The organism is Amycolatopsis sp. NPDC028719 (assembly GCF_055565395.1).
Genome location: NZ_JBVHUL010000004.1, coordinates 578076 through 600707, shown reverse-complemented (window position 1 = coordinate 600707; position 22632 = coordinate 578076). Strand labels below are relative to the sequence as shown.

The 22632-nt window shown below is 71.4% G+C and carries 19 protein-coding genes and 1 tRNA gene; 8 read left to right on the top strand and 12 right to left on the bottom strand.

What is annotated here, in order from left to right; all coding sequences use genetic code 11:
• Positions 1-42: 42 nt before the first annotated feature.
• The gene (locus ACZ4TR_RS21330; RefSeq protein WP_465288652.1) at positions 43-933 is read right to left on the bottom strand and encodes an AraC family transcriptional regulator; all 891 of its coding nucleotides are present in this window, start codon (positions 931-933) and stop codon (positions 43-45) included.
• A gap of 141 nt (positions 934-1074) precedes the next feature.
• Here ACZ4TR_RS21330 and ACZ4TR_RS21325 point away from each other — a divergent pair, with 141 nt between their 5' ends.
• A complete protein-coding gene (locus ACZ4TR_RS21325; protein WP_465288651.1) occupies positions 1075-2157 on the top strand; it encodes an aldo/keto reductase in 1083 nt (360 codons plus the stop codon).
• 30 nt (positions 2158-2187) lie between these two features.
• On the opposite strand, the gene ACZ4TR_RS21320 is transcribed toward ACZ4TR_RS21325, so the two are convergent.
• Positions 2188-3105 (bottom strand): helix-turn-helix domain-containing protein, encoded by a 918-nt coding sequence (locus tag ACZ4TR_RS21320; RefSeq protein ID WP_465288650.1) that lies wholly within the window; start codon positions 3103-3105, stop codon positions 2188-2190.
• A gap of 70 nt (positions 3106-3175) precedes the next feature.
• On the opposite strand from ACZ4TR_RS21320, the gene ACZ4TR_RS21315 reads away from it, so the two are divergent.
• Complete coding sequence (locus ACZ4TR_RS21315) at positions 3176-4123, top strand: saccharopine dehydrogenase NADP-binding domain-containing protein (protein WP_465288649.1); 948 nt, start codon at positions 3176-3178, stop codon at positions 4121-4123.
• Here the strand turns inward: ACZ4TR_RS21315 and ACZ4TR_RS21310 are convergent.
• Positions 4116-5042, bottom strand: coding sequence for an AraC family transcriptional regulator (locus ACZ4TR_RS21310; protein ID WP_465288648.1), 927 nt, complete (start codon positions 5040-5042; stop codon positions 4116-4118). The two genes, ACZ4TR_RS21315 and ACZ4TR_RS21310, sit on opposite strands and share 8 nt — an antisense overlap.
• Before the next feature lie 84 nt (positions 5043-5126).
• Here ACZ4TR_RS21310 and ACZ4TR_RS21305 point away from each other — a divergent pair, with 84 nt between their 5' ends.
• The gene (locus ACZ4TR_RS21305; RefSeq protein WP_465288647.1) at positions 5127-5978 is read left to right on the top strand and encodes an NAD(P)H-binding protein; all 852 of its coding nucleotides are present in this window, start codon (positions 5127-5129) and stop codon (positions 5976-5978) included.
• Between the two features lie 300 nt (positions 5979-6278).
• Here the strand turns inward: ACZ4TR_RS21305 and ACZ4TR_RS21300 are convergent.
• A tRNA-Leu gene (locus tag ACZ4TR_RS21300) sits at positions 6279-6352 on the bottom strand.
• Between the two features lie 99 nt (positions 6353-6451).
• Here ACZ4TR_RS21300 and ACZ4TR_RS21295 point away from each other — a divergent pair.
• The gene (locus tag ACZ4TR_RS21295; RefSeq protein ID WP_364520638.1) at positions 6452-6673 is read left to right on the top strand and encodes a DUF3618 domain-containing protein; all 222 of its coding nucleotides are present in this window, start codon (positions 6452-6454) and stop codon (positions 6671-6673) included.
• Between the two features lie 2 nt (positions 6674-6675).
• Here ACZ4TR_RS21295 and ACZ4TR_RS21290 read toward each other — a convergent pair whose 3' ends face one another.
• Both ACZ4TR_RS21290 and ACZ4TR_RS21285 read right to left on the bottom strand, forming a co-directional pair.
• Entirely contained in the window at positions 6676-7116 is a 441-nt protein-coding gene (locus tag ACZ4TR_RS21290) for a hypothetical protein (protein WP_465288971.1), read from the bottom strand.
• A gap of 209 nt (positions 7117-7325) precedes the next feature.
• Positions 7326-7925, bottom strand: a complete 600-nt coding sequence (locus tag ACZ4TR_RS21285) for a TetR/AcrR family transcriptional regulator (RefSeq protein ID WP_364520639.1) — start codon at positions 7923-7925, stop codon at positions 7326-7328.
• 88 nt (positions 7926-8013) lie between these two features.
• Here ACZ4TR_RS21285 and ACZ4TR_RS21280 point away from each other — a divergent pair, with 88 nt between their 5' ends.
• A complete protein-coding gene (locus ACZ4TR_RS21280) occupies positions 8014-9471 on the top strand; it encodes a flavin-containing monooxygenase (RefSeq protein WP_465288646.1) in 1458 nt (485 codons plus the stop codon).
• A gap of 48 nt (positions 9472-9519) precedes the next feature.
• Here the strand turns inward: ACZ4TR_RS21280 and ACZ4TR_RS21275 are convergent, their stop codons facing one another.
• The 3 genes from ACZ4TR_RS21275 to ACZ4TR_RS21265 form a co-directional block, all read right to left on the bottom strand.
• Entirely contained in the window at positions 9520-9990 is a 471-nt protein-coding gene (locus ACZ4TR_RS21275; RefSeq protein WP_465288645.1) for a helix-turn-helix domain-containing protein, read from the bottom strand.
• Positions 9991-10241: 251 nt separating this feature from the next.
• A complete protein-coding gene (locus ACZ4TR_RS21270; RefSeq protein WP_465288644.1) occupies positions 10242-11900 on the bottom strand; it encodes an LCP family protein in 1659 nt (552 codons plus the stop codon).
• Positions 11901-12044: 144 nt separating this feature from the next.
• Positions 12045-14198: a phospholipase A2 gene (locus tag ACZ4TR_RS21265; protein ID WP_465288643.1), complete on the bottom strand. Its 2154-nt coding sequence runs from the start codon at positions 14196-14198 to the stop codon at positions 12045-12047.
• Between the two features lie 163 nt (positions 14199-14361).
• Between ACZ4TR_RS21265 and ACZ4TR_RS21260 the strand changes: the two genes are divergently transcribed.
• Positions 14362-15258 (top strand): hypothetical protein, encoded by an 897-nt coding sequence (locus ACZ4TR_RS21260; RefSeq protein ID WP_465288642.1) that lies wholly within the window; start codon positions 14362-14364, stop codon positions 15256-15258.
• 118 nt (positions 15259-15376) lie between these two features.
• On the opposite strand, the gene ACZ4TR_RS21255 is transcribed toward ACZ4TR_RS21260, so the two are convergent.
• Positions 15377-16819 carry a sensor domain-containing diguanylate cyclase gene (locus ACZ4TR_RS21255; RefSeq protein ID WP_465288641.1) on the bottom strand — a complete coding sequence of 481 codons (1443 nt, stop codon included), beginning with the start codon at positions 16817-16819 and terminating at the stop codon, positions 15377-15379.
• Positions 16820-17151: 332 nt separating this feature from the next.
• Positions 17152-18366, bottom strand: a complete 1215-nt coding sequence (locus ACZ4TR_RS21250; RefSeq protein WP_364521551.1) for an MFS transporter — start codon at positions 18364-18366, stop codon at positions 17152-17154.
• 382 nt (positions 18367-18748) lie between these two features.
• On the opposite strand from ACZ4TR_RS21250, the gene ACZ4TR_RS21245 reads away from it, so the two are divergent.
• A complete protein-coding gene (locus tag ACZ4TR_RS21245) occupies positions 18749-19645 on the top strand; it encodes an SDR family NAD(P)-dependent oxidoreductase (RefSeq protein WP_465288640.1) in 897 nt (298 codons plus the stop codon).
• A 133-nt stretch (positions 19646-19778) separates the two neighbouring features.
• Here ACZ4TR_RS21245 and ACZ4TR_RS21240 read toward each other — a convergent pair whose 3' ends face one another.
• A complete protein-coding gene (locus tag ACZ4TR_RS21240; RefSeq protein ID WP_465288639.1) occupies positions 19779-21635 on the bottom strand; it encodes an AMP-dependent synthetase/ligase in 1857 nt (618 codons plus the stop codon).
• Positions 21636-21833: 198 nt separating this feature from the next.
• Here ACZ4TR_RS21240 and ACZ4TR_RS21235 point away from each other — a divergent pair, with 198 nt between their 5' ends.
• Entirely contained in the window at positions 21834-22490 is a 657-nt protein-coding gene (locus ACZ4TR_RS21235) for a transcriptional regulator (RefSeq protein ID WP_465288638.1), read from the top strand.
• Positions 22491-22632: the final 142 nt, after the last annotated feature.

Genomic DNA, 22632 nt, shown 5'->3' with positions numbered 1-22632 from the left:
GCGTCGCACCGGCCCGGCCGCGGGTCTTGAACGGATCGGACCTCACGGAAGCCGCGCGGCCGGGGCGGCGGCCGCGCGCAGCCGCGCCGCGTCCTGGCCGGGCGGGGCGCCGAACAGGCGGCGGTACTCGCGGTTGAACTGCGACGGGCTGTCGTAGCCGACGAGGTGCCCGACGCCCGCGACGTCACCCGCGTCGGCCAGCAGCAGCGAGCGGGCTTCCTGCAGGCGGATGCGCTTCTGGAACTGCAGCGGGCTCATCGCCGTGACCGCGCGGAAGTGCCGGTGGAACGCCGACGGGCTCAGCCCGCTCAGCTTCGCGAGCTCGTCGACCCGCATCGGCTCGGCGAAGTTCTCGCGGATCCACCGGATCGCGCCGTTGATCGAGTGGGATCCGCTGTCGGCCAAGCCGATCTGCCGGACCAGGCCGCCGTGCGGGCCGGTGAGCAGCCGCCAGAGGATCTCCCGCTCGATCAGCGGCGCGAGCACGCGTGCGTCGGCGGGGTGGTCGAGCAGCCGCACCAGCCGGACGACGGCGTCGAGCAGTTCGGGACTCGCGTCACCGGTCGCGATCGGCGACGCCGGCGGGGTGCGCGAGAACCGGTCGGGCGGGGCTTCGAGCAGCAGCGGGGCGATGGCCGCGGGCCGCAGCGCGAGACCCAGCCCCAGGGCCGGCGTCTCCGGCGTCGCGCCGACGAAGTGGCCGGTCACCGGCAGATCGGTGCTGACCAGCAGGTACTGCCCGGCGCGGTACTCGTGCACCTGCTCGCCGAGCAGCAGGCGCTTGCCGCCCTGGGCCATGACGACGAGGAGCGGCTCGGCCAGCGAGTGGTGCGGCTCGCTGGTGTCCACTTCGGACAGCAGCAGGCCCGGGATCGGTGTGCGCAGGTCGGCGCGCGCGTGGGTGGCGACGAGGTCGCGGAGCTCGGTCAGCACTCCGCCAGGAAAGCACACCGGTTTGCCGAAAACAATCGAAGCCGAGAGGATCGTGCAAGAGGTCGCTTCGATCGATCTACCGCTGAACTGGGGTTTCGCGGTTTCCTGGTGGTGGTCAATCCGACACCTGAGGAGAGTTACATGCCACTCGACCACTACGTCACCCTCGGCCGCTCCGGGCTGCGCGTCAGCCCGTTCGCCCTCGGCGCGATGACCTTCGGCGAGGACCCCGGCGGCGCGGGGTGCAGCGTCGAGGAGTCCGAGAAGATCCTGCAGACCTACCTCGACGCCGGCGGGAACTTCGTCGACACGGCCAACTTCTACACGAACGGCCACTCGGAGAAGATCCTCGGCGACTTCTTCGCGGCGCGGCCGGGCCTGCGCTCGCACGTGGTGCTCGCGTCGAAGTTCTTCGGCAACATGCACGTGGGCGACCCCAACGGCGGCGGCGCGGGCCGCGCGTCGATCATCGCCCAGCTCGACGAGTCCCTGCGGCGGCTGCGGACCGACCACCTCGACCTGTACTGGCTGCACAACTGGGACCGCCACACGCCGATCGACGAGACCCTCCGCACCCTCGACGACCTCGTGCGCGCGGGCAAGATCCGGTACGTCGGCTTTTCGAACACCCCGGCGTGGGTCACCGCGCAGGCTCAGACGACGGCGTTGCTGCGGGGCTGGACGCCGTTGGTCGCGCTGCAGGTCGAGTACTCGCTGCTGGCGCGGACGGTGGAGGGGGAGCTGGCGCCGTTCGCGCTCGACCAGGGCATCGCGCTGACGCCGTGGAGCCCGCTGAAGAACGGCTTCCTGTCGGGCAAGTACCGGCGTGACACCGCCACGCCGGACTCCGCGCGCGCGGCGTTCGTGGGCGGTCCGTCCGAAGAGGAGTACGCCGTGATCGACGTCGTCGCTTCGATCGCTTCGGCTTTGGAGACGACTTCGGCGGCTGTTTCCCTGGCGTGGCTGCGGGCGCGGCCCGGGACGGTGGTCCCGATCGTCGGCGCCCGGCGGCTGGAGCACCTGACCGGCAACCTCGCGGGACTGGACGTGACGCTCTCGACCTCGGACCTGGCGCGCCTGGACGAGGTTTCGGCGCCGACGCTCGACTACCCGGCCCCGATGCACGGCGCCCAGCGCGCGATGCTGCAGTTCGCGGGCACGACGGTCGACGGCGAACCGTCCACTGTGTACCCGCCGCTGCTGCAGAGCGACGCGCGCTACTGACTTCGCGCACAGCCGAACGGTGGCCGGACCCTAACCGCGGAACGTCCGCCGATAGGTGTCCGGGGGCACGCCGACCGTCCGGTTGAAGTGCCTGCGCAACGTCGTCGCCGTGCCCATGCCGACCGCCGACGCGATCGTGTCCACTGCCGCGTCCGTCTTCTCCAGCAGTTCCTGCGCGCGGCGGATGCGCTGGACCAGCAGCCACTGCAACGGTGTCGTGCCCGTCGCCGCGTGGAAGTGGCGGGTCAGGTGGCGGGCGCTGACCTTGGCCTGCCTGGCCAGGTCCGCCACCGTCAGCGGCTGGTCGAGGCGGGCCGTGATCCACGGGAGCAGCGCCGCGAGCGGGTGGTCGTCGCGGGCGGGGACCGGGGCCGACACGTACTGGGCCTGGCCGCCCGCCCGGTGCGGCGGCACCACCAGGCGGCGGGCGACCGCGTTGGCCGCCGCCGGGCCGTGGTCGGCGCGGACCAGGTGCAGGCACAGGTCCATCGCCGCGGCCTTGCCCGCCGACGTCAGCACGCTGCCGTTGTCCACGTACAGCACGTCCGGGTCCACCGTCACCCGCGGGAACCGGGCGGCGAGGACGTCGGTGTGCGCCCAGTGCGTCGTCGCCCGGAGGCCGTCCAGCAGGCCCGCCGCGGCCAGCACGAACGCGCCCGTGCAGAGGGACGCCACCCGCGCGCCGGCCGCGTGCGCCGCCCGCACCGCCTCGACCAGGCCGGCCGGCGGGTCCGCGTCGACGTCGGCCCAGCCGGGCACGATCACCGTGCCGGCGTGCGCCAGCCGGTCGAGCCCGTCGTCGGGTTCCAGGACGAAGCGGCCGACCCGCACCGGACCCGAGCCACAGACGGCGAAGTCGTATCGCGGGTCCTCGCCGAACACCTCGGACGCGATCGTCAGCTCGAACGACAGCATCCCGTCGGTGGCGGCCAGCGCGACTGCGTGCATGTCCGAAAGTGTACGCATCACGTCGTTCCGGACACTGTCGCCGGCGCGGAACCGTCGCGAGGATGGCGTCATGACTTCGGTACTGGTGTACGGCGCCTACGGGCACACAGGACGTTTCGTCGTGGCCGAGCTGCGCAGACGCGGCTTCGAGCCCATCCTCTCCGGCCGTGACGCGGCCCGGTTGCCGGGTGGACGGCCGGCTTCGGTCGACGACCCGGCGTCGCTCGACCGGGCGCTCGACGGCGTCGCGGCCGTGATCAACTGCGCGGGCCCGTTCGCGGAGACGGCCATCCCGGTCGTCGAAGCGGCGGCGCGAGCCGGCGTTCCGTACGTGGACGTCGCGGCCGAGATCGAAGCCAATCTCGACACCTTCGCGCTGGACGTGGACACGGTGGTGGTGCCCGCGATGGCGTTCTTCGGCGGGCTGGGCGACCTGCTGGCCACCGCGGCGATGGGCGATTGGACGGCGGCCGAGGAGGTCCACGTCGCGTACGGGCTGAGCGGCTGGCACCCCACGCCCGGCACCCTCGCGGCCGGCCGGGTGTCCCGGGAACGCCGGGGCAGCAAGCGCATCCGGTTCGCGGACGGCCGGCTGGAGCACCGCGACGACGCGCTGCCGACGCTGGAGTGGACGTTCCCCGAACCGCTCGGCGTCCGGCCGGTGCTCGGCGAGTTCTCGATGGCCGACATCGTGACGATCCCGCGTCACCTGGCGGTTCCGTCCGTGACGTCGTACATGACGGTCGACGCGGCGAAGGGCCTGGCGGCGGCCGGTGAGCGTGATTCGGCCGAGAGCTTCGTGGTCGACGTCGTCGTCCGCTCCGGCGGTGAGGAGCGCCGGGCCGTCGCCCGCGGCGAGGACATCTACGCGGTCAGCGCGCCGCTCGCCGTCGAAGCGGTGGACCGGGTCCTGAGTGGACGGACGAAGGCGAAGGGTGTCGCGTCGGCGGGGGAGATCTTCGACGCGCCGGACTTCCTGCGCGCGCTGGCGCCGCACATCTCGGTCGCACTCAGCTGAGCGCGCCGCCGCGGTAGCCGCCGGGGGTCGTCGCGTACTCGCGCCGGAAGGCTTTGGCGAAGGCGAACGCCGACCCGTATCCGACGGCCGTGGCCACCTGCGCCAGGGGCTTGTCGGTGTCGCGGAGGAGCCGCGCGGCCGTCGTCATCCGCCAGCGGGTGAGGTAGGTCAGCGGCGGCTCGCCGACCAGGGTGGTGAACCGCCGGGCGAACGCGGCCCGCGACAGCCCCGCCGCGGCGCCGAGCTCCGCGACGGTCCACGCCCGGGCCGGATCGCCGTGGATCGCGTCCAGCGCCCGGGCCGTCACGGGGTCGGCGAGGGCGCCCGACCACCCCGGTGCCCCGGCGGTCTCGCTCAGCCACGCGCGGAGCATGTAGACGAGCAGGGCGTCGACCAGCGAGGGCGCGACCACGGCGGCCCCGGGCGGGTGCGCGGCGAGTTCGTCGCCGAGGAGCCGGACCAGTGTGCGCAGGCCCGGGTGGTGTCCGGGGAGGGCGGGCAGGTGCATGACCTCGGGCAGGTCCCGCAGCAGCGGGTGCGGCCGGTGCCGCCGCAACCGGTACGCGCCGCAGAGGATCGTCGCGCGGGCACCGGGCCCGGGGAGCGAAACGCGGCCGAAGGGCGTGGCCGGCGAAGGCCGGGTAGGCCGGAAGTCGACGAGGGCCGCACCGGGCGCGGAGGTCATGGCGTGCGGAACACCGCGACCGAGCAGGACGACGTCACCCGTACCGAGCTCGACCGGCTCGAACTTCGGGCCCCCGGGCAGCGGGGTGAGCCACGACGTACCCGCCAGCACGACGTGGAAGGCGGCACCGGTGGTGTGGTCGAAGCGCAGGCCCCACGGCGCGTGCGCCTCGGTGTGCGCAGCAACAGGCGTACCGGCGCGCAACGCCCCGAGCACATCCGCGAGCACGTCCACCACTTCACCCTAGCAAGACGCTGGGACAACACAACGCGCTTTTGAGCCATTCACCGTCTCGCCAACCGTGTCTAGCTTGAAGAGATGACAGTGTGGATCGAAGGCGCGACAGGCAAGGCCGGCCGACGCGTGACGCAGGCGCTGACGGCAGCGGGCATACCGGTCCGGGCGGCAAGCCGTCACCCCGCCAAAGCAAGCGGCTCGGTAACCCCGGTGAAGTTCGACTGGTACGACGAAACAACCTGGGCCCCGGCAGTGGGCGACGCAGAGGCGCTGTTCCTCAAAGGACTGGACAGCAACACCGACGCGGCGGCGATCTTCACACGCTTCCTCGCCGCGTTCCCGGCGGCACAACGCGTGGTCCTGATGTCCGCGGCAGGCGTAGACCGAACCCCAAACCGCGCACCGCGCAGAGCAGTCGAGCTAGCCGTCCAGAACTCAGGCACGAGCTGGACGATCCTGCGCCCGAACTGGTTCATGCAGAACTTCGACGAGGACGAGTGGGTCTTCGCCAAGGCACTACGCGAAAGCAACGAGCTGTACGCGGGAAGCGGCGAAGGCCGTGCAGCATTCACGGACACCCGCGACCTGGCAGACGCGGCCACAACAGTCCTGACCAATGAGGGCCACAACGGCCACGCCTACACCATCACAGGCCCGGACTCACTGACATTCGGAGAGGTGGCAGAGGTCCTGGCGAAGACATCAGGCCGCCCGATCCACCACGTGGACGCAACACCGCCAGAGCACCGCGCCCATTTCGCAAAGTCCGGCCGCCCGGAAGCATGGGTAGACCACATGCTGCACCTGTTCGAGCAAGTCCGACAAGGAGCATCCAGCCAGGTCACGAAAGACTTCGAGCACCTGACAGGCAAGAAACCACGCACCTTGACGGCCTACGCACACGAAAACTGGCAGCCGCAAACCCCAAGGTGACCACCCACGGAGGAGTCCGGGGGCGAAGCAGACCGGTGGCCAAAGACCAAAGGCGACCACCCACGGAGGGGGTCCGGGGGCGAAGCAGACCGGCGGCCAAAGACCAAAGGCGACCACCCGCGGAGGAGTCCGGGGGCGAAGCAGACCGGCGGCCAAAGACCAAAGGCGACCACCCACGGAGGGGGTCCGGGGGCGAAGCCCGCCGGGCGGGGTCTGGGGGTTGCACCCCCAGGAAATACGACGAAGCGAGGGAGGCCCGCGGAGGCGCGAAGCGCCGAGCAGGGTCTCGCGAGCGGCGGGTGGGCCCGGAGAGACTCGAACTCTCACTGGCACGGACCTAAACCGTGTGCCTCTGCCAATTGGGCTACGGGCCCGCAGCACTTGGAAGCGTAGCGTGCGGCGTGGCCCCTGCGGCGGGGGTGGGGCGGTCGTCTAAGTTGGGGCTCTGGAAGTCACTGCGGCGAGGAGGACACGTGGCCCGCGATCCCGAGACGATCGAGCGTGAGATCGAGCAGGCCAGGACGGCTTTGGCCGCGACGCTCGATCAGTTGACCGTCAAGGCCGACCCGAAGAAGCTGGCGGAGTCGGCGAAGGACGGCCTGCGTGCCAAGCTGGACAATCCGAAGGTGAAGTTCCCGCTGATCGGCGGGGGCATCCTCGTGCTGGTCCTGCTGGTGCGCAAGCTGCTGAAGTAGCGCTAGGCGCGGGCCTCGGCCGTCTTCTCGGCGGCGGGGGCCGGCTCGGCGGCCGGTTTGCTCTCCTCGACTGCCTTGGGGAGCTGCTTGCTCGGCGGCAACGCGGGCTTCTTCTCGGCGGCGGCCGGAGTAGTGGCCGGTGCCTTCTCGATGGTTTGCTGCTTCGGCACGCTGCCGGGCGGCGGGACCTCGAGCGGCGCCTGCTTGGGCAGGGTGAGCCGGGCGGTCATGTATGTCTGGGTGAAGTCCAGTGCGCTGCCGTTGAGCAGGTGCACGACGGTGTTCCTGCCGTCGCCTCCGAGCTCCTCGACCAGCTGGTCGGCCCGGTCCCGCGCGGCGATGATGCCGGGTGCGCGGGCGGTCAGCTCCTTGCCGCGGCCGCTGACCGTGATCGCCCAGTCGGCGTCCTCTTGGACGTACGTTGCCGTGATCGCTTCCACCATCTGCCTCACGCCCCTCTCCTTGCCTACACAACCGTGACGCGGTCTCCGTGATTCCATGACGCCGGTTTTCGGAATCGCGCTGCCGCGCCCCCTCTCGGTCGTGAAGGTCCAGCACACTTTCTACCGTGTCTTGAGTACCGTAGAGCAACTCTGTGTCACACGACACGACAGCGCTGAGTAACGACCGAATGGCCTAATGCACGCGCAGGCTACCGTGCACGGCTCTGCAGGCCGCTCCACAGCACGTCCATGGCGTATTCGGTGGCCGTTTCGGGGTTCACCTCATCGTGTCGCTCGCACCAGATCGCGAGGCGTTCGCACGCTCCGACCACGAATTCCGCGGCCGCTTCGGCCCTCAGGTCGTCGCCGCTGTCGAAGTAGCCGCTCATCAGCGCGGCGATCAGGTCGGTCTGCTGGCGCCGGGTCTCCTCGACTTCGTCGGCGGCCGGTGTGCCGATCAAGGCCATCTCGTGGCGCAGCAGCGACCACGCCTCGCGCCGGTCCCGGATGAAGACGAAGAAGGCCAGCAGGCCGCGGCGCAGCGCGTCCTCGGCGGTCGCGGCGCCGACCGTCGCCTGCTCGGTGACTTCGCGCAGGACCGACCGCGACTCGCGGATGCAGGCCAGCAGCAGGCCTTCCTTGGAGTTGAAGTACTCGTAGAGCATCGGCTTGGAGACGCCCACGAGTTCGGCGATCTCGTCCATGGACGCCGCCGCGTAGCCGCGCGCCGAAAACACCTGCTCGGCGACCTCGACCATCTGCCGCATCCGCTCGGCCCGGGGCATGCGCTTGCGCTTCGCGGTGGTCACGGGGGAGACTCTACCGCTAGTAACCTACTCTGAGTAAGCTGGACGACGGGTAACAGGAAAACAGGGCACAGGCAAACCGGGAGGCGCGATGGGCAACCGCACGGAAACCGGGGTGGTCATCGTCGGGACCGGGTTCTCCGGTCTCGGCATGGCGATCCAGCTGCGCAAAGAAGGGCGTGACGACTTCGTCATCCTCGAGAAGGCGCACGACGTCGGCGGCACGTGGCGGGACAACAGCTACCCCGGGTGCGCCTGCGACATCCCGTCGCACATGTACTCGTTCTCCTTCGAGCAGAACCCGGACTGGTCGCGGGCGTACTCGCCGCAGCCGGAGATCTGGCGCTACATGCGCGAGGTCGCCGACAAGCACGACCTGCGCCGCTTCGTCCGCTTCGGCCAGGAGATGACCGGCGCCCGCTGGGACGCCGAGGAGAACCGCTGGCACGTCGCCACGAGGGGCGGCGACGAGTTCGTGGCGGGCGCGCTGGTCGCCGGGGTCGGGGCGCTGCACCTGCCGCAGATCCCGGAGCTGCCGGGGATCGAGAAGTTCGCCGGCCCGGCGTTCCACTCGGCGCGGTGGCGCCACGACGTCGACCTGAAGGGCAAGAAGGTCGCCGTGATCGGCACCGGCGCCAGCGCCGTCCAGTTCGTGCCGAAGATCGCGCCCGAGGTGGGGGAGCTGACGCTGTTCCAGCGCACGCCGCCGTGGATCATGCCGAAGGCCGACCACGAGATGTCCGGGCGCACGCGTGCGCTGTTCAAGGCGTTCCCGCCGGCCCAGCGCGCCTACCGGAACGTCCTGTACTGGCTGCTCGAGGCGCGCGCGATCGGCTTCAACGGCCAGTCGTGGGTGATGAAGCTCGGGCAGCGCCTGGCCAAGCGCAACATCGACCGCGCGATCACCGACCCCGCGCTGCGGCGCAAGGTCACCCCGGACTACACCATGGGCTGCAAGCGCGTGCTCATCTCCAACGACTACTACCCGGCGCTGGCCCGGGACAACGTCGAGGTCGTCACCGACGGCGTGCGCGAGGTCCGGGAGCGCAGCGTCGTCGACGCCGCGGGTGTCGAGCACGAGGCCGACGTCATCGTCTACGGCACCGGCTTCCACGTCACCGACGCCTTCGACGACCTGGAGATCGTCGGGCGCGAGGGGCGCAACCTGGGCAAGGAGTGGGCGACCGAGGGGATGCGGACGCACCTCGGGATCACCGTCGCCGGCTTCCCGAACCTGTTCTTCCTGCTCGGCCCGAACACCGGCCTCGGGCACAACTCCGTCGTGTTCATGATCGAGGCGCAGATCTCCTACGTCGCCGAGGCGCTGCGGCTGGCCCGCGGGCGGGCCATCGAGCCGAAGCCCGAGGTGCAGGAGCGGTTCAACGGCGACATCCAGCGCAAGCTGGCGAAGGGGATTTGGACGCGCGGGGGCTGCAAGAGCTGGTACCTGGACGCGAAGGGCGTCAACCGGACGATCTGGCCGGGCTTCACCTGGCGGTACTGGCTGGACACGCGGAAGGTGCGGCGCGAAGACTTCCTCCTCGGCTGACCCGGCGGGTCCCCACCGGCGGAGGAGGCCGGTGGGGACCCGCGGGGATCAGCGGGAGACGTAGCGGCGGAGGCGGCCGATCAGGTCGACGGTCGGCAGCTCGCACAGTTCGGCCATGCGCTCCAGCGCCGGCAGGTCGAGCGCGACCTCGGCGGCCCCGTGCTCGCCGGCCTGGCGCAGCCGGTCCTCGGCCCAGCGGCGCAGCGGCAGCAGCTCGGGGGAAGCGTCGGCGACGACCTTGCGCAGGTCGACGCGGACCCGGCCGGGCTCGTCGACGAACACGCGGCGGTGCACCTTGGCCAGCAGGTCCTGGGGCAGCTCGTCCATCGCGACGCACAGCTCGACCAGGCGCACCACGGAACACTGTCTGGTGCCCAGTTCGTAGGTGGCCAGCGTCTGCAGCGAGATCTCGCTCTGCAGGTGCTGGTTCAGCTCCTTGCGCGTCCACCCTCGGCTGCGCCTGAGCTTGCGGAGCTCGTCTCCGAGAATCCGCTGGTAGTCCTCGGCGTCGATCAGCACATCAATGTCCCCTGCCGTGCTCTCCCGCGGCACCCTCACGGCGGTGACAACTTTCCCGTGCAGGTGCACCCTCACAGGTATGTAAGTGCGCAGGAGCCCGGCCCTTACGCGATTCCGGGCATGTCTTTGATACCGATTGCGCGAGTTAGGCCGAACGGGTTAACGACGGGGGATCAGGTCTGCAAATTGCACTTTGCAGGCCCCAAAAACGGTCTCAGTGTCCCTGATGGACGGTCGGGAAGGGGCGGTCCTCAGTTGACGCAGGGGACGCCTTCGGCGGTGATCGGCTTGTCCTCGTCCGCGACCGGCGGCGGAGCGGCCGACGAGGACGACGAACCCGCGGCCGCGCCGGAACCGGCGGCCGTGCCGGAGCTCGGGCCTTCGTAGTCCGAGCCGAGGAACACCATCACGTGTCCCGCCTGGACGCTCTTGTCCTCCTGGATCGTCGGCGAGCCGCCGAGTGCGTCCGCGACGGCCTGGCCCTTGTCCTTGCCGCCCTTGGGGACCCAGATGACCGTCGTCTTGCGCGAGGCCGAGTTCGCCGTGTCGCCGGAGGTGAAACCCTTGCCCTCCAGGGTCTTGGCGACGCTCGCGGCCAGGCCGGTCTTGCCGGAGGCGTTGCGGACGTCGACCGTGGTCGCCTTGTTCGCGGGGTCGGCCTGCTGCGCCGGCGGGGCCGCCTGGCCCGGCTGCGGCCCGGCGAGGCTCTGCACGAACTGCTTCACCTCGGCCGGGTCGACCTGGATGGCGACGCCGTCCTCGGGGGTCTTGTACTCGATGTTCTTCACCGGGATGGTGCGGAACTCGAGCTGGCCGCCGGTCAGGCCCTTCATCTGCTGGGCGAACCCGAAGATGTCCCAGTTCTGGTTGAGCACGACCGACTTCTTGATGGCGTCGATCAGGTCGGACAGCTTGCCGGGGTTGGTCAGCGTGCCGGCCGAGAGCACCTTGCGGGCCATGCCGGCCATGAACACCTGCTGGCGGACGACCCGGTCGAGGTCGCCGTTGGGCAGGCCGTGGCGCTGCCGGACGAACTCGAGCGCCTCGACGCCGGAGATCGTGTGCTGCCCCTTGGTGAAGTTCGCGCCGGAGTACTGGTCCTTGACGTTGTTGTTGAGGCAGACGTCGACGCCGCCGATGGCCTTGGTGATGTCGCTGAAGCCGAGCAGGTTGACCGCGGCGTAGTTGTCGATGGTCGACCCGGTGAGCTTCTCGATGGTTTCGATGAGCTCCTTCGCCCCGGCCTGGTTGGCCTTGACGTCGAGCTCCTTCGGGTCGGTGACGCCTTGCTTCTGCAGGTCCTTGCGGGCCTGCAGCATCGCCCGGGCGTAGGCGGAGTTGATCTTGTGCTTGCCGTAGCCGGGGATGTCGACGTAGGAGTCGCGCGGCAGTGACATCGCGACGGCCTTGCTGCCGTCGTTCGGGATGTGCACGAAGATCAGCGAGTCGGTGTTGAGCTCGCCGTCGGCGTCGCCGGCGCGCAGCTCGTCGAGCACCTCGCGCGAGAGCGGGTTGCCCTGGGCGTCGGTCCGGCTGTCGAGGCCGACGAGCAGGATGTCGCGGGCGCCGTCGGCGGGCTTGTCGCCACCGCCGCCGTCACTGATCACGTTCGCGTAGTTCAGCCCGTTGACCAGGCCCTGCATGGCGGCCCACGCGTACCCGGTCAGGCCCATCACCAGCAGCGACACCACGGCCAGCGCGATCTTCGCGCCGCGGAAGGAGTTGCGGCGGGCCCGTGCGGCCGGCCGCGGCTGGGGACGGCGGGGCGGCGGCGCGGTGCGGCGCGCGTCCACCGGCTCACGACGCGGTGCGGGCCGACGAGGCGCAGGGGTGGCGCGCCGGCCTGGCTCGTCCGGCCGGGGCCGGGCGGGGCGGCGGTCGCCTTGCCCGTTCCGAGGCGGATGATCCACGCGGGCGACTCCTCACTGCATCGATCGGTCGTGCTACGGGTTGGGACGCATGGTGCCTGCCCCGGGTTGCCGTAGCGTTACACATCCCCCCGGGAATGTGGCACGCACCACCCAGTTTCCCGCAGGTGTGCCGGTTTCGCCTGGTCAGGACGTCGCATTTGCCGGTCTGCGGGCCGGCAGCAGGGTGCCCGCCGTCGCGAGCAGGGCGAACCCGGCCGTCGCCGCGTGGAGCGTGACGCCGAGGAGCTCGGAAGTGCCGCCGCCGTCGGCGAACAGGAGCGAGGGCGCGCAGGCGAGCGCCGTGGTGAGCCAGGTGCCGGTCGCCGCGCCGGCCCCGAGCCGGATCGTGTGCAGCAGGAACACCCCGAGCAGCAGGTGCACCAGGCTCTGGATCGGGTCGAGCCGCAGGCCCAGCAGGTCGGCGTCGGCGGCCACCCCGCCGAAGCGGGTCAGCGCGAAGCCGAACACGCCGAGCGTCGCGTAGCCGATGCCGAACCCGGCCGCGGCCCTGGTCAGAGCCACCGTGCGGCGGCCGGGGAGCTCGGCCGCGCGGGGCCGCCGTCCGTGGTGGCCGTGCCGTTCGAACCACCAGAACACCAGCGTCGCGGGCACGGCGAGCAACCCGACCGCGACCAGCGTGCGCGGCCGGATCAGCCAGCTCAGCCCGTCGGCGATCCGGCCGGGCAGGTAGACGACCGCGACGAGCAGCAGCATCCCGGCGAGGAACGCCAGGTAGAGGCTCATCGGCGCGCGCACGACGAACCGGCACGCGGCGGCGACGCGCGGCCGCTCGGCGAACCTGCCGAGCGGGCGGGCCAGGAGCCCGAGCACGCCGAGCTGGACCAGGCCGAGCAGCAGCACGCCCCACGGCGGCGCCGAGAACGCCGCCGGGGCGCCGGGGCTGCCGAGCAGGACGGGCGGCCCGTCCCGCAGGACACTCGCCACGGCGAGGCCGGCGACCCCGGTCGCGGCGGCCGCGGCGAGAAGGCGTCGAGATGGGCGTACGCCGTCAGCGTGCGCGAAGGCGAGCTGCTGGGCCAGGAGGGCGAGGGCGAACGTCGCCGCGAAGCGGGGCAACGGCGAGCCGGTCGTGTTCGCCGCGACTTCACCGGCGACGACCAGCGCCAGCAGCCCGACCGCCGCGGCCGCCGGCACGCGGCGGTGCAGGGCCAGCAGCGGGGGCGCGCAGACGATCGTCAGCAGGTAGACCCCGAGCAGCCACAGCGGGTGCAGCGCGATCCGCATGACCGTCGCGGTCGTCCCGGCCGGGATGCCGAGGAGCTCGAGCGCGAGCGGCGTCAGGAGGGCGACGACCGCGAAGATCAACGCCGGGCGCAGCAGCGGGCTGGCGCGTTCGGCGAGGAAGTGGCGGTAGCCGCCGCCGTGGTCCTGTTCGGTGCGCCAGCCGGCCGCGTTGGCGTGGCCGCCGGCGAAGAAGATCAGCGGGACGAGCTGGGCGAGCCAGGTCAGCGGCCAAAGCGACGTCTCGGGTGCCCCGGCCCAGTGCGCGAGCGCCGTCACCGACTCGCCGACGAGCAGGAGGACGACCCCGGCGGCGCCGAGCAGCGCCCACCGGCCGACCGAGGCCGGGGCGGTGGCGGGAACCGGCAGCCGGGGCTCGCGGCGGGCGCGCAGCCAGCCGCGCAGCCGGACCACCAGCAGGCAGCCGATGACGAGCACGCCGGCGACCATCGGGCCGATCGGGTCGCCGACCGGCGGGCCCCAGCGCTGGTGCCACGAGTTGACGACCAGCCCGGCCGAGTAGAAGGACGCGACGATCCGGCAGGTGCCCGCGGAGTCCATCGGGTTGAGGTCGCAGGCGTGGTGCATGTCGTGCGAGAGCTGGTTGTCGAGGGCCTCGCGGACCTCCGGGCCGAGCGGGTGGCCCTTGCGGTCGGCGTAGCGCAGCAGGTCGTAGCCGAGGTCGTGGGCCTTGCACGGCACGGCGTAGTCCCACTTCGTGTTGTCGTCGCCCCACGGCGTCGAGCAGCCGCCGTCGACGTGGACGGCGCGGACCGTGCCGTCGCGGGCCGGCATCGCGCCGGGGGTGACGCCGCTGAGCGCGGTGAAGTCCTTCGGCAGCCGCGCGAGCGCGTCGGGGTGCGGGCCCGGGTGGACCAGCGCCTCGATGGCGTTCTGCGCGGCGAGCACGTCCCCGGTGGGTGGCCCCTGGTCCGGCGGGGACGGCGGACGCGAAGCGATCAGGCCGAAGGCGAAGACGATCAGCAGGACCAGCAGCAGCCAGCCGGACGTCGACCAGGGTCGGCGGACACGAGACGGCTCGGTCGGGGCTGGCATGGTCTCAAGGGTGCCAGCCCCGACACGGCGGCGACACGGGGATAACCCCCGGGACCGCTTCTGCCCGATCGGGTGGCGCGGGAGCTGCCCCTTCTTACGTTCCGCGGTGGGCCGGTGGCGGCGAGAATGGTCTCGGGGGCGCGGCGGACCAGGAGGGCGTGCGGTGGCCTCGACCGATCCCGGCGGGCGTTCGGCGCCGGTGGAGAACACGGTTCGCGCGTTGCGGCGGCTGGCTCCGGGTGCGCGGCTGCGTCCGGTCCCGCCCGAGCTGGAGGTGCTCGCCCGGGCGTTGCGCGAGTGTTCGCCCGCGGAGCTGGCTGTCCGCTGCCCGCCGGCGGTCGTGCGGGTGGTGCTGGCTTCGCAGCTGCGGGCGCTCGACCGGGCGATGACGGGGATCTTCGGCCCGGCGGCCGGTGGCCCGGAGACGGCTCGCCTGGTCCGGGCGGCCCGGTTCAGCGGACGGCGGCACGGCGCGCTGCTCGACCGGCTGAAGGCGGAGCCGGGGTTGCGCGCGGCGGCGCTGGGCTGGGCGGAGGCCGCGGGCGCGCGGCTGCTCGCGGACGAGCTGCGCGGAGGTGCGCCGGTTCCGGACGGTGAAGACGGTCGGTCGGCGGCGGAGCTGGTGGTGGCCGCCTGGGCCCCGCGCCCGGAGGACGGTGGCCGGGAGGTGCTGGTGCCCCGGGGCGCGGCCGGCCGTGGCTTCCTCGACGTCCGCTCGGTGCGGGTCGGCGAGCGAGGGTTCCGGGTGGACGTCCGGGCCGATGCGCCGGTCGAGCTGGTGCGCGACGGCGAGAGCCTCGCGGTGCGGGCGCTGTGGTGGAACGGCCTCGGCCGGGTGAGCGACGATCTCGGCCACGAGTACCTCGTCCTGGCGAAGGACCCGGACGGCACCGGAATCGTCCGCCACTGGTGCCACCCCCGCCCGGCGCCGGGGGCTCGCGTGCTGCGCCTGGAATCGGCGGGCTACCGCGGCGAGCGCCTGCGGCTCGACCCGGCGGCGTCCGGGACCTGCGCCGAGGTGCTGGTGAAGTCGGAGCTCACGGTGCGCCTGGGAACGTGAATCCTTCCGGCCACGCGGCCGCAGCGTGGCCTGGCGGGCCTTGCTCAGCGCCGTGGCCGTCAACCGGCCGCTCGGAGCACCGCAGCCACCTTTGCCGGAGAGGCCGGACCCGCTCGGCTCAAGGCCCATCCGGAGCCGGGAGCCCGCCGCCCGGGGTGTCCGGTGCGAAACACACCTGGTCGCGGCCGTTCTCCTTCGCCAGGTACACCGCCGCGTCCGCCGACTGCAGCAGCCGCTCCAGGGTGTCGCCGTGGCGGGGGTGGCGGGCCACGCCGATCGAGGTGGTCCGGTCGGCGATCGTCGCCGGGTCGCCGCGTTTGTCCGTCGTCACGATGTGCAGCTTGGCGATCGCGACCCGTATCCGCTCGGCCGCGTCCCACGTCGACTCTTCGTCGATGTCCGGGAGCAGAATGAGGAATTCCTCACCCCCGAAACGGCCGACCAAGTCGCTCGGCCGAGTCACTTCGTCGAGGGTTTGCGCAACCGTCCGGAGCACGTCGTCGCCCGCCGGATGTCCATAGGTGTCGTTAATCCACTTGAAGTGGTCGAGATCGACCATCAGCAGCGCCAGTTGATCACCCGATCGAGCGGTCCGTTCCAGTGCCCGCTCCGCCGACTCCGACCAGCCGCGCATGTTGAGAATCCCGGTTTTCGGGTCGGTCCGGACGTCGTTCTGGAGCTGATCGAGTTCCGCGAGGCGATTGAAGACCACGGTGACCACGGCCATCACCGCCACCATCGGCGGCACGGCGGCGAGCAGGATCGCGGTCACCGCCCCGAGGCCGATGGTGATCGCTTCGAGCGTGTTGTCGGCGGGGCTGCCGAGGACGTTGCGAACCGTGCGGCCGGCGGGGGATCCGAGCAGCAGGACCCCGCCCACGTACGCGATTTGGATGGCCTCGTAGATGGCCCCGGTGAGCACGATCGTGCCGAACTCGCGGAGGAAGCCGCCCCAGTCCGGCGGGCCCGGCAGGTGCGGCCCGAGTGACGTGTAGGTGAGGTGCGCGAGCGTGGCCGCGAGGCCGTGCGTGATCGACGAGAAAAGGAAGTTGTGGGCGGGCCGGCGGGCGATGAACCAGTGCTGCGCCCGGATCACCGCGATGACGAAGAGAATGAGCGGAACCGGCAGGATCATCGCGGCGGAAAACGTCCAGACGGCGGTGAGGTCGATCAGCACCGTTTTCGTGCGGTTCCGCCGCCGTTCTTCCTGGCGCTGGGTCAGCTGGATGTGCACGGTGGCGCCCGCCGCCAGAATCGCGAAATTGATCCAGTCGTTTCCGGACGGAATCGGCGAGCCCGCGAAAGCGACGACGAGAATCGCGACCGCGACGGCCTCGGCCGCGAGCATGAACGCGACCTGCACCGGCCGGCGGCGCCACAGTGCCCAGTTGCGCGGCCGGTACGGGTGCTCGCTCCGGGCGGTCGCGACCGGACCACCGGTCGTGTTCGCCGACCCGTCCGTGGTCACGCGCTGTTCGGCCGAGTCCGCGCCGGCGTGCGCCGGCCGTGCCGGGGCCGGCTCGTGCGGCGCGCCCGGGTCGCCGTCCGGTCCTGGATGCAATTGGTCACCTCCTTTCCAGGCTAGTCGCCGCCTTGAGTAATCTCATCGGTACCTGGCAGAGTGTTCACGCATTCCCCAGCCGGGTACCATCCCACAGCAACAGGCCGGCCAAGGTCCCGGAGGAACTGCCGGGAACGCGGCACAAAAGGTTCTGCGAGACTCTCCCCGCACGGAGGTGGCCCCCATGCGCAACCGCGACTTCTGAACCACCCGCGAATTGTCGCCCACGGCGTCCGCGAATGCCATTCATGATCTTGCTCGCACGGAGAGGTGACCCCCGATGGCCAACCGTGACTTCTGATCCGTTCCGCCGCGGAGAGCCCGTTCCCCGCTCATGACGGCGGTGGCTCCGGTTCCGCACCGCCGACCCGGCGCCAGGACAACGCGACCGGGACGGCCAGCAGCAGTCCCACCGCCCCCGCGAGCGCGATCGTCGTGTTCGCGGAACCGGCCCATTGGGCCACCAGCCCGCCGATGCCGACGCCCACCCCCTGGGCCACCCGCAGCCCGGTCCGGTAGAGCCCGCCGGCGCTGCCCCGGATGTCGTTCGGCACCCACGTGATGAACGTGGCCGAGACCGTGATGACATACGCGCCCGTCGCGCCGGCCAGCGCGAGCAGGATCAGCGCGAACGCCAGGTTCGGCTGCAGCGCGAACGCCGCGAGCGCGGCCAGCGGCAGCGCGGCCAGCACCCCCAGCAGCCGGCGCCGGTGCTCCGTCGAGACGAACCGCGACAGCAGGAACGTCCCGACGACGAAGCCCAGCGGATCGGCCGCCAGCAGCCAGCCCACCGCCTGATCGCCCGCGCCCAGCTGTGCGGCGAGCGGCGCGGCGAGGCCCTCCGGGATCACCGCGAGGCCGACGAGCCACGACAGGTAGAGCAGCACGCGGAGCCGTTCGTCGCCGAAAACCTGCCGGACGGCGCCGAACCAGGGGGTGCCGCCGTCGCCCGCGGCCGGTCGCCGCAGCACCGACAGCCGCACGGCGAGGGCGGCGACCAGGAACGTCGCCGCGTCGATCGCCAGCGCCCACGACGTGCCGATGCCGGTCACCAGCAGGCCGCCGGCGGCGAGGCCGGCCAGCATCGCCGTGTTGTTCGTGATCCCGCGCAGGTCCTGGCTCTGCAGGTAGACGTCGTCGTCGGCGAAGATCTCCCGGCCGAGCGCGTTCTGCGCCGCGTTGCCGGGGGCGTTCGCCAGCCGGGCGAAGACGAAGAGGACGAACAGCCAGCCCATCGGCATCCCGGGCACGGCCATCAGGCCGATCAGCACGGCCTGCGCGAGCGAGCCGGTCACCAGCACCGCGCGCCGCGGGAAGCGGTCCGCGAGCTGGGACAACCCGAGCCCGCCGGCGAGTGCGGGGAGGAACGTCAGCGAGTAGACGACGGCCGAGAGCAGCGGCGACCCGGTCCGGTCGAAGATCAGGATGGCCAGCGCGACGATGGTCAGCTGGTCGCCGAGCATCGACTGCGTTTCGGCGAACCACAGCGCGCGGAACTCCCGGTTGGCCAGGACGGCCCGGAGCCGGGGGGTCGCGCGCGTCGTCACCTCGTAACCACCGCCCCCCGATCGAGTGAATGTGGGTCGTCCCGCATTGTGCCTCGCCAGTGACGACCCCGTCCGGGGGAGTCACGGCTGACCACCCGGAAGCACTGACAGTATGCCGCCGGCTACGCGCCGATGTCTCTGGAACGACCGCCGCCGCTGCCCTTCCGAACCGATCGGATTACCCGCCATCGAGGGGCCTGGGTGAGCCGTGACCGGCGCGTGGGTACCTCCGGGCTGATCGAACCGGATTCGCTCGGCGCAGGGCGACGGCCGCTCGTCGTCGCGTCACTCCCCACTGGACCGAATGGGCCAAGACTGGACTGAGAGCCGGCCGGGGTGGACGGACCGCGCCGCCGCCGGCGCGCAGAGCGGGGAGATGACGATGGACGGGTTGATGCAGGGCAAGGCGGTCGTGGTGACCGGCGCCGGCCGTGGCCTGGGCGAGGCGTTCGCGGTGCACGTCGCGCGCGCGGGCGGGTCGGTGGTCGTCAACGACATCGACGTCGAGCTGGCCGAGCGCACGGCGGAGAACATCCGCGCGCACGGCGGCCGCGCCGTGGCCAGCGGGCACAGCGTGGCCGAGGCCGGCGAGGCGCAGGAGATCGTCGACCTGTGCGTCAAGGAGTTCGGCGGGATCGACGGGCTGGTCAACAACGCCGGCCTGAACTACGAGGCCCTGCCCTGGGAGGACGACGCCGAGCAGGCGCGCGAGCTCGTCCAGGTGAACGTCATGGGCGTGGTGAACACCGGCCTGGCCGCGATCAAGGCGATGGTCGGCGCCGGCACCGGTGGCTCGATCGTCAACATCTCCTCGGGTGCCTCGCTCGGGCAGCGCAAGCTCGGCGTGTACGCGGCGAGCAAGGGCGCGGTCGCGTCGCTCACCTACTCGTGGGCGCTCGACCTCGAAGAGCAGGGCATCCGCGTCAACGCCGTCTGCCCGCTGGCCCACACGCGGATGGTGTGGAAGTCCGAACGCTCCCTGCGGGCGTGCCCGCCGGACCGCACGCCGTCGCGGATCGCGCCGGTCGTGCTGTTCCTGCTCGGCGAGGGCTCGCACGGCATCACCGGCCAGATGATCCGGTGCAACGGCCCGCAGCTGCACGTCATGGGCCAGCCGTTCCTCAAGCAGCCGATCCTCGAACGTCCGGTGTGGGACACCGAGACGGTCCAGAAGGCGTTCGACGAGGTCTTCTCCGCCCACCTGGAGAACTACGGCCTGGAGAAGCGCGTCCCGCCCCGGCTGCGCAAGTGGACCGACACTTCGCCCCGCACCGCCTGACCACTTTGCGTCCCAAAGCCGCACTTTCCCTAGGAAAGATGCGTCCGAGGGCCCCCCAAACGCATCTTTCCTAGGGAAAGTGGCGTTCGAGGGGCCCTTAGACGCATCTTTCTCGGCGAAAGTGGCGGGTTGGTCAGGCGCCGGCGGCGGGTTCGGGGTCGCGGGTTGCCGCGTACAACGCTTCGATGTCGGTCGAGTAGCGGTCGTTGATGACCCGGCGCTTGAGCTTGAGCGTCGGGGTCAGCTCGCCGGACTCGGGCGTCCACGCCTTCGGCAGCACGTGGTAGCGCTTGATCTGCTCGATCCGGGCCAGCCTGCTGTTCGCCGACTCGACCGCGCGTTCCAGCTCGGCCCGCACCGCCGGGTGGTCGGCGAGCTCCTCCGGCGCAGCCTCGACGCCGTTCGCCGCAGCCCAGCCGGGCGCGATCTCGTCGTCGAGCACGATCAGCGCCGTCACGTACGGCCGGTCGTCGCCGATCGCGACCGCCTGGCCGATCAGCGGGTGCTCCTTGAGCAGGCCCTCGACGCGGGTCGGCGCGATGTTCTTGCCGCTCGAGGTGATGATCAGTTCCTTCTTGCGGTCGGTGATCGTCACGAAGCCGTCTTCGTCGATCGTGCCGATGTCGCCGGTGGCGTACCAGCCGTCGGCGTCGGTGGCGTCCTTGATCGTCCCGTCCTCCTGGAGGTAGCCGAGGAAGACGATCGGGCCGCGCACCAGCAGCTCGCCGTCTTCGGCGACCTTGACCTCGACGTCGGCGAGCGGCTTGCCGACCGTGCCCGCGCGGAACGCCTCACCGGAGTTCGACGTCGCCGCCCCGGTCGTTTCCGACAGGCCCCAGACCTCGCAGATCTCGACGCCGAGGCCGGCCAGGAAGTAGATGATCTCGACCGGCAGGGCGGCCGCGCCGCTGGACGCGACCAGCACCTTGTCCAGCCCGAGCAGCGCGCGGATCGGGGCGAGCGCGGCTTCGTCGGTCTGCTTGATCTTCTCGGCGAGCTCGGCCGGTACCGGCTGCCCGGCGCTGCGCAGCTTGTAGCCCTGCTGCAGCAGCTCGTTCGCCTGCAGCAACGCGGTCCGCCGGTCCTCCGGCACGCCGCCGAGCATGTTCTTCAGCCCGGCGACCATCTTCTCCCACACGCGCGGGACGCCGAAGAAGCTCTCCGGGTGCACCTGGCCGAGCGCGCCGACGACACCCGAGGGGTCGGCGAGCGTGTGCACGTGGCCGGCCCACACGATCGGCAGGTAGATCGACAGCTCCCGCTCGGCGATGTGCGCGAGCGGCAGGTACGCGATGTTCGTCGCGTGCATCGGCGGGTGGTGCAGCTCGGTGACCGCGTACGCCTGGTGGATGGCGTTGCGGTGCGACAGCACGACGCCCTTGGGGTCGCCCGTCGTGCCGGAGGTGTAGATCATGGACAGCGGGTCGTCCGGCTTGATCTCCTGCCAGGACGCCTCGAACGCGCCGGGGTCGGCGGCAAGCGCTTCCCGGCCCTGGTCCCGCAATGAGGCGAAGGAGAGGAACCGGTCGTCGCCGGCCGGGATCGCGGCCGCGTCCATGACGACGATGTGGCGCAGCGCCGGGAGGTCTTCGAGCACCGGCCGCCAGCGCGTCAGCTCGGACTCGCCGCCGAGCACCACGACCGGCGCCGCGCTGTGCCGCGCGACGAACCGGATCTGGTCCGGGCTGAGGGTGGCGTAGGCGGTGCACGGGATCGCGGACAGGTGCGTCGCGGCGAGGTCGGCGACGATGTGGTCCGGGCAGCCGGGCGCCATGATCAGCATGCGGTCACCGCGGGCGAGCCCGAGCCCGGCGAGGCCGCGGGACACCTCGGCGATCGCGGTGCGGAACTCCAGCCAGCTGAGCGTCGGCTTGCCTTCGAGGTCGAGCGAGGTGATCGCCGGCAGGTCCGGGTACTCGGCCGCGTTGCGGTGCAGCAGCCGCGGGATCGTCAGGCCTTCGGTCTGCTCGGCGACGGACGGGGTGGTCAACGCTGGCCTCCTCGGGTGCTGCGGATGGCCACACTGTAGGGGCTCCCGGGCCGGGTGGATAGAGAATCGCGGCCACGTCAGACGTCCCCTTCACACCGGCTCGCACCGTCAGCTCCCCACGTCTGTCCACAGTGCACACGTGCGTCCGCGCGCGAACCGCGCTTCACTGGAGAGGACGACCGACTCCGGGGGGAACCGATGGCGCGCTCGGCTCGTGCACTGCTCGACGAGATCCAGAAGAAGCTCGCACCGCGCGACGGCGACAACCTGCTCGTCCCGCTGATCACCGCGGGCCGCGCACCGCGCGCGGTGTTCGCCGCACTCGCCGCCGAAGAGAAGCGGATCACGTCGAGCGATTGGCGCAGCTTCCACGCGCTCGCCGCCCGCGCCGACGAACCGAACGCGCGCGCCTTCTTCGGCGGGCTCGCACCGGGAGAGCAGCAGGCGAACGGGATGCTCGACGCGTTGATCGCGGCCACTGGTCCGGACCACGGCGAGGAACGCCCGCGCGCGGGCTGCCAGGCGTACCCCGCGTACGTCGCGTGGCTCGCGCTGAACGGCGAATCCTCGGCGACGGCGGCGGGGATCTTCGCGAACTTCGCCGCGTTCGGCCGGTACTGCGCGGACGTCGCCGCCGGCATGCGCGAGCACTACGGCTTCGGCGACGACGCGTGTGCGTTCTTCGACTTTTTCGCTGCGGACGTTCCGGAAATTGAGGAACAAGCGCTCGCCGCCGTCCAGGCCGGGCTCGACGCGCACCGGCTCGACGAACGCGAAGCCCACCTCTGCGCCCGGCTCTTCCAGAGCTACGAGCTCCAGTTCTGGAACACCCTCGCCGCCGAGTTCCGGGCCTGATGTCGCGGAACCGGTTCCGGGCCTTTCGTCGGCGCCACCGGGAGTGGTTGAACCACTGCAGATACGGAATGGGGGGAATTCTGGCTCGCCGTCCGGCGAATCCGTGGCGATGCCGGCGAATGCCGTGCAATTCCGCTTTGAT

Bases quoted from the DNA above. Each gene is read 5' to 3' on its own strand.
- ACZ4TR_RS21325 (WP_465288651.1), top strand. From the start codon at position 1,075: ATGCCACTCGACCACTACGTCACCCTCGGCCGCTCCGGGCTGCGCGTC.
- ACZ4TR_RS21320 (WP_465288650.1), bottom strand. From the start codon at position 3,105: ATGCACGCAGTCGCGCTGGCCGCCACCGACGGGATGCTGTCGTTCGAG.
- ACZ4TR_RS21315 (WP_465288649.1), top strand. From the start codon at position 3,176: ATGACTTCGGTACTGGTGTACGGCGCCTACGGGCACACAGGACGTTTC.
- ACZ4TR_RS21305 (WP_465288647.1), top strand. From the start codon at position 5,127: ATGACAGTGTGGATCGAAGGCGCGACAGGCAAGGCCGGCCGACGCGTG.
- ACZ4TR_RS21290 (WP_465288971.1), bottom strand. From the start codon at position 7,116: ATGGTGGAAGCGATCACGGCAACGTACGTCCAAGAGGACGCCGACTGG.
- ACZ4TR_RS21280 (WP_465288646.1), top strand. From the start codon at position 8,014: ATGGGCAACCGCACGGAAACCGGGGTGGTCATCGTCGGGACCGGGTTC.
- ACZ4TR_RS21265 (WP_465288643.1), bottom strand. From the start codon at position 14,198: ATGCCAGCCCCGACCGAGCCGTCTCGTGTCCGCCGACCCTGGTCGACG.
- ACZ4TR_RS21245 (WP_465288640.1), top strand. From the start codon at position 18,749: ATGGACGGGTTGATGCAGGGCAAGGCGGTCGTGGTGACCGGCGCCGGC.
- ACZ4TR_RS21235 (WP_465288638.1), top strand. From the start codon at position 21,834: ATGGCGCGCTCGGCTCGTGCACTGCTCGACGAGATCCAGAAGAAGCTC.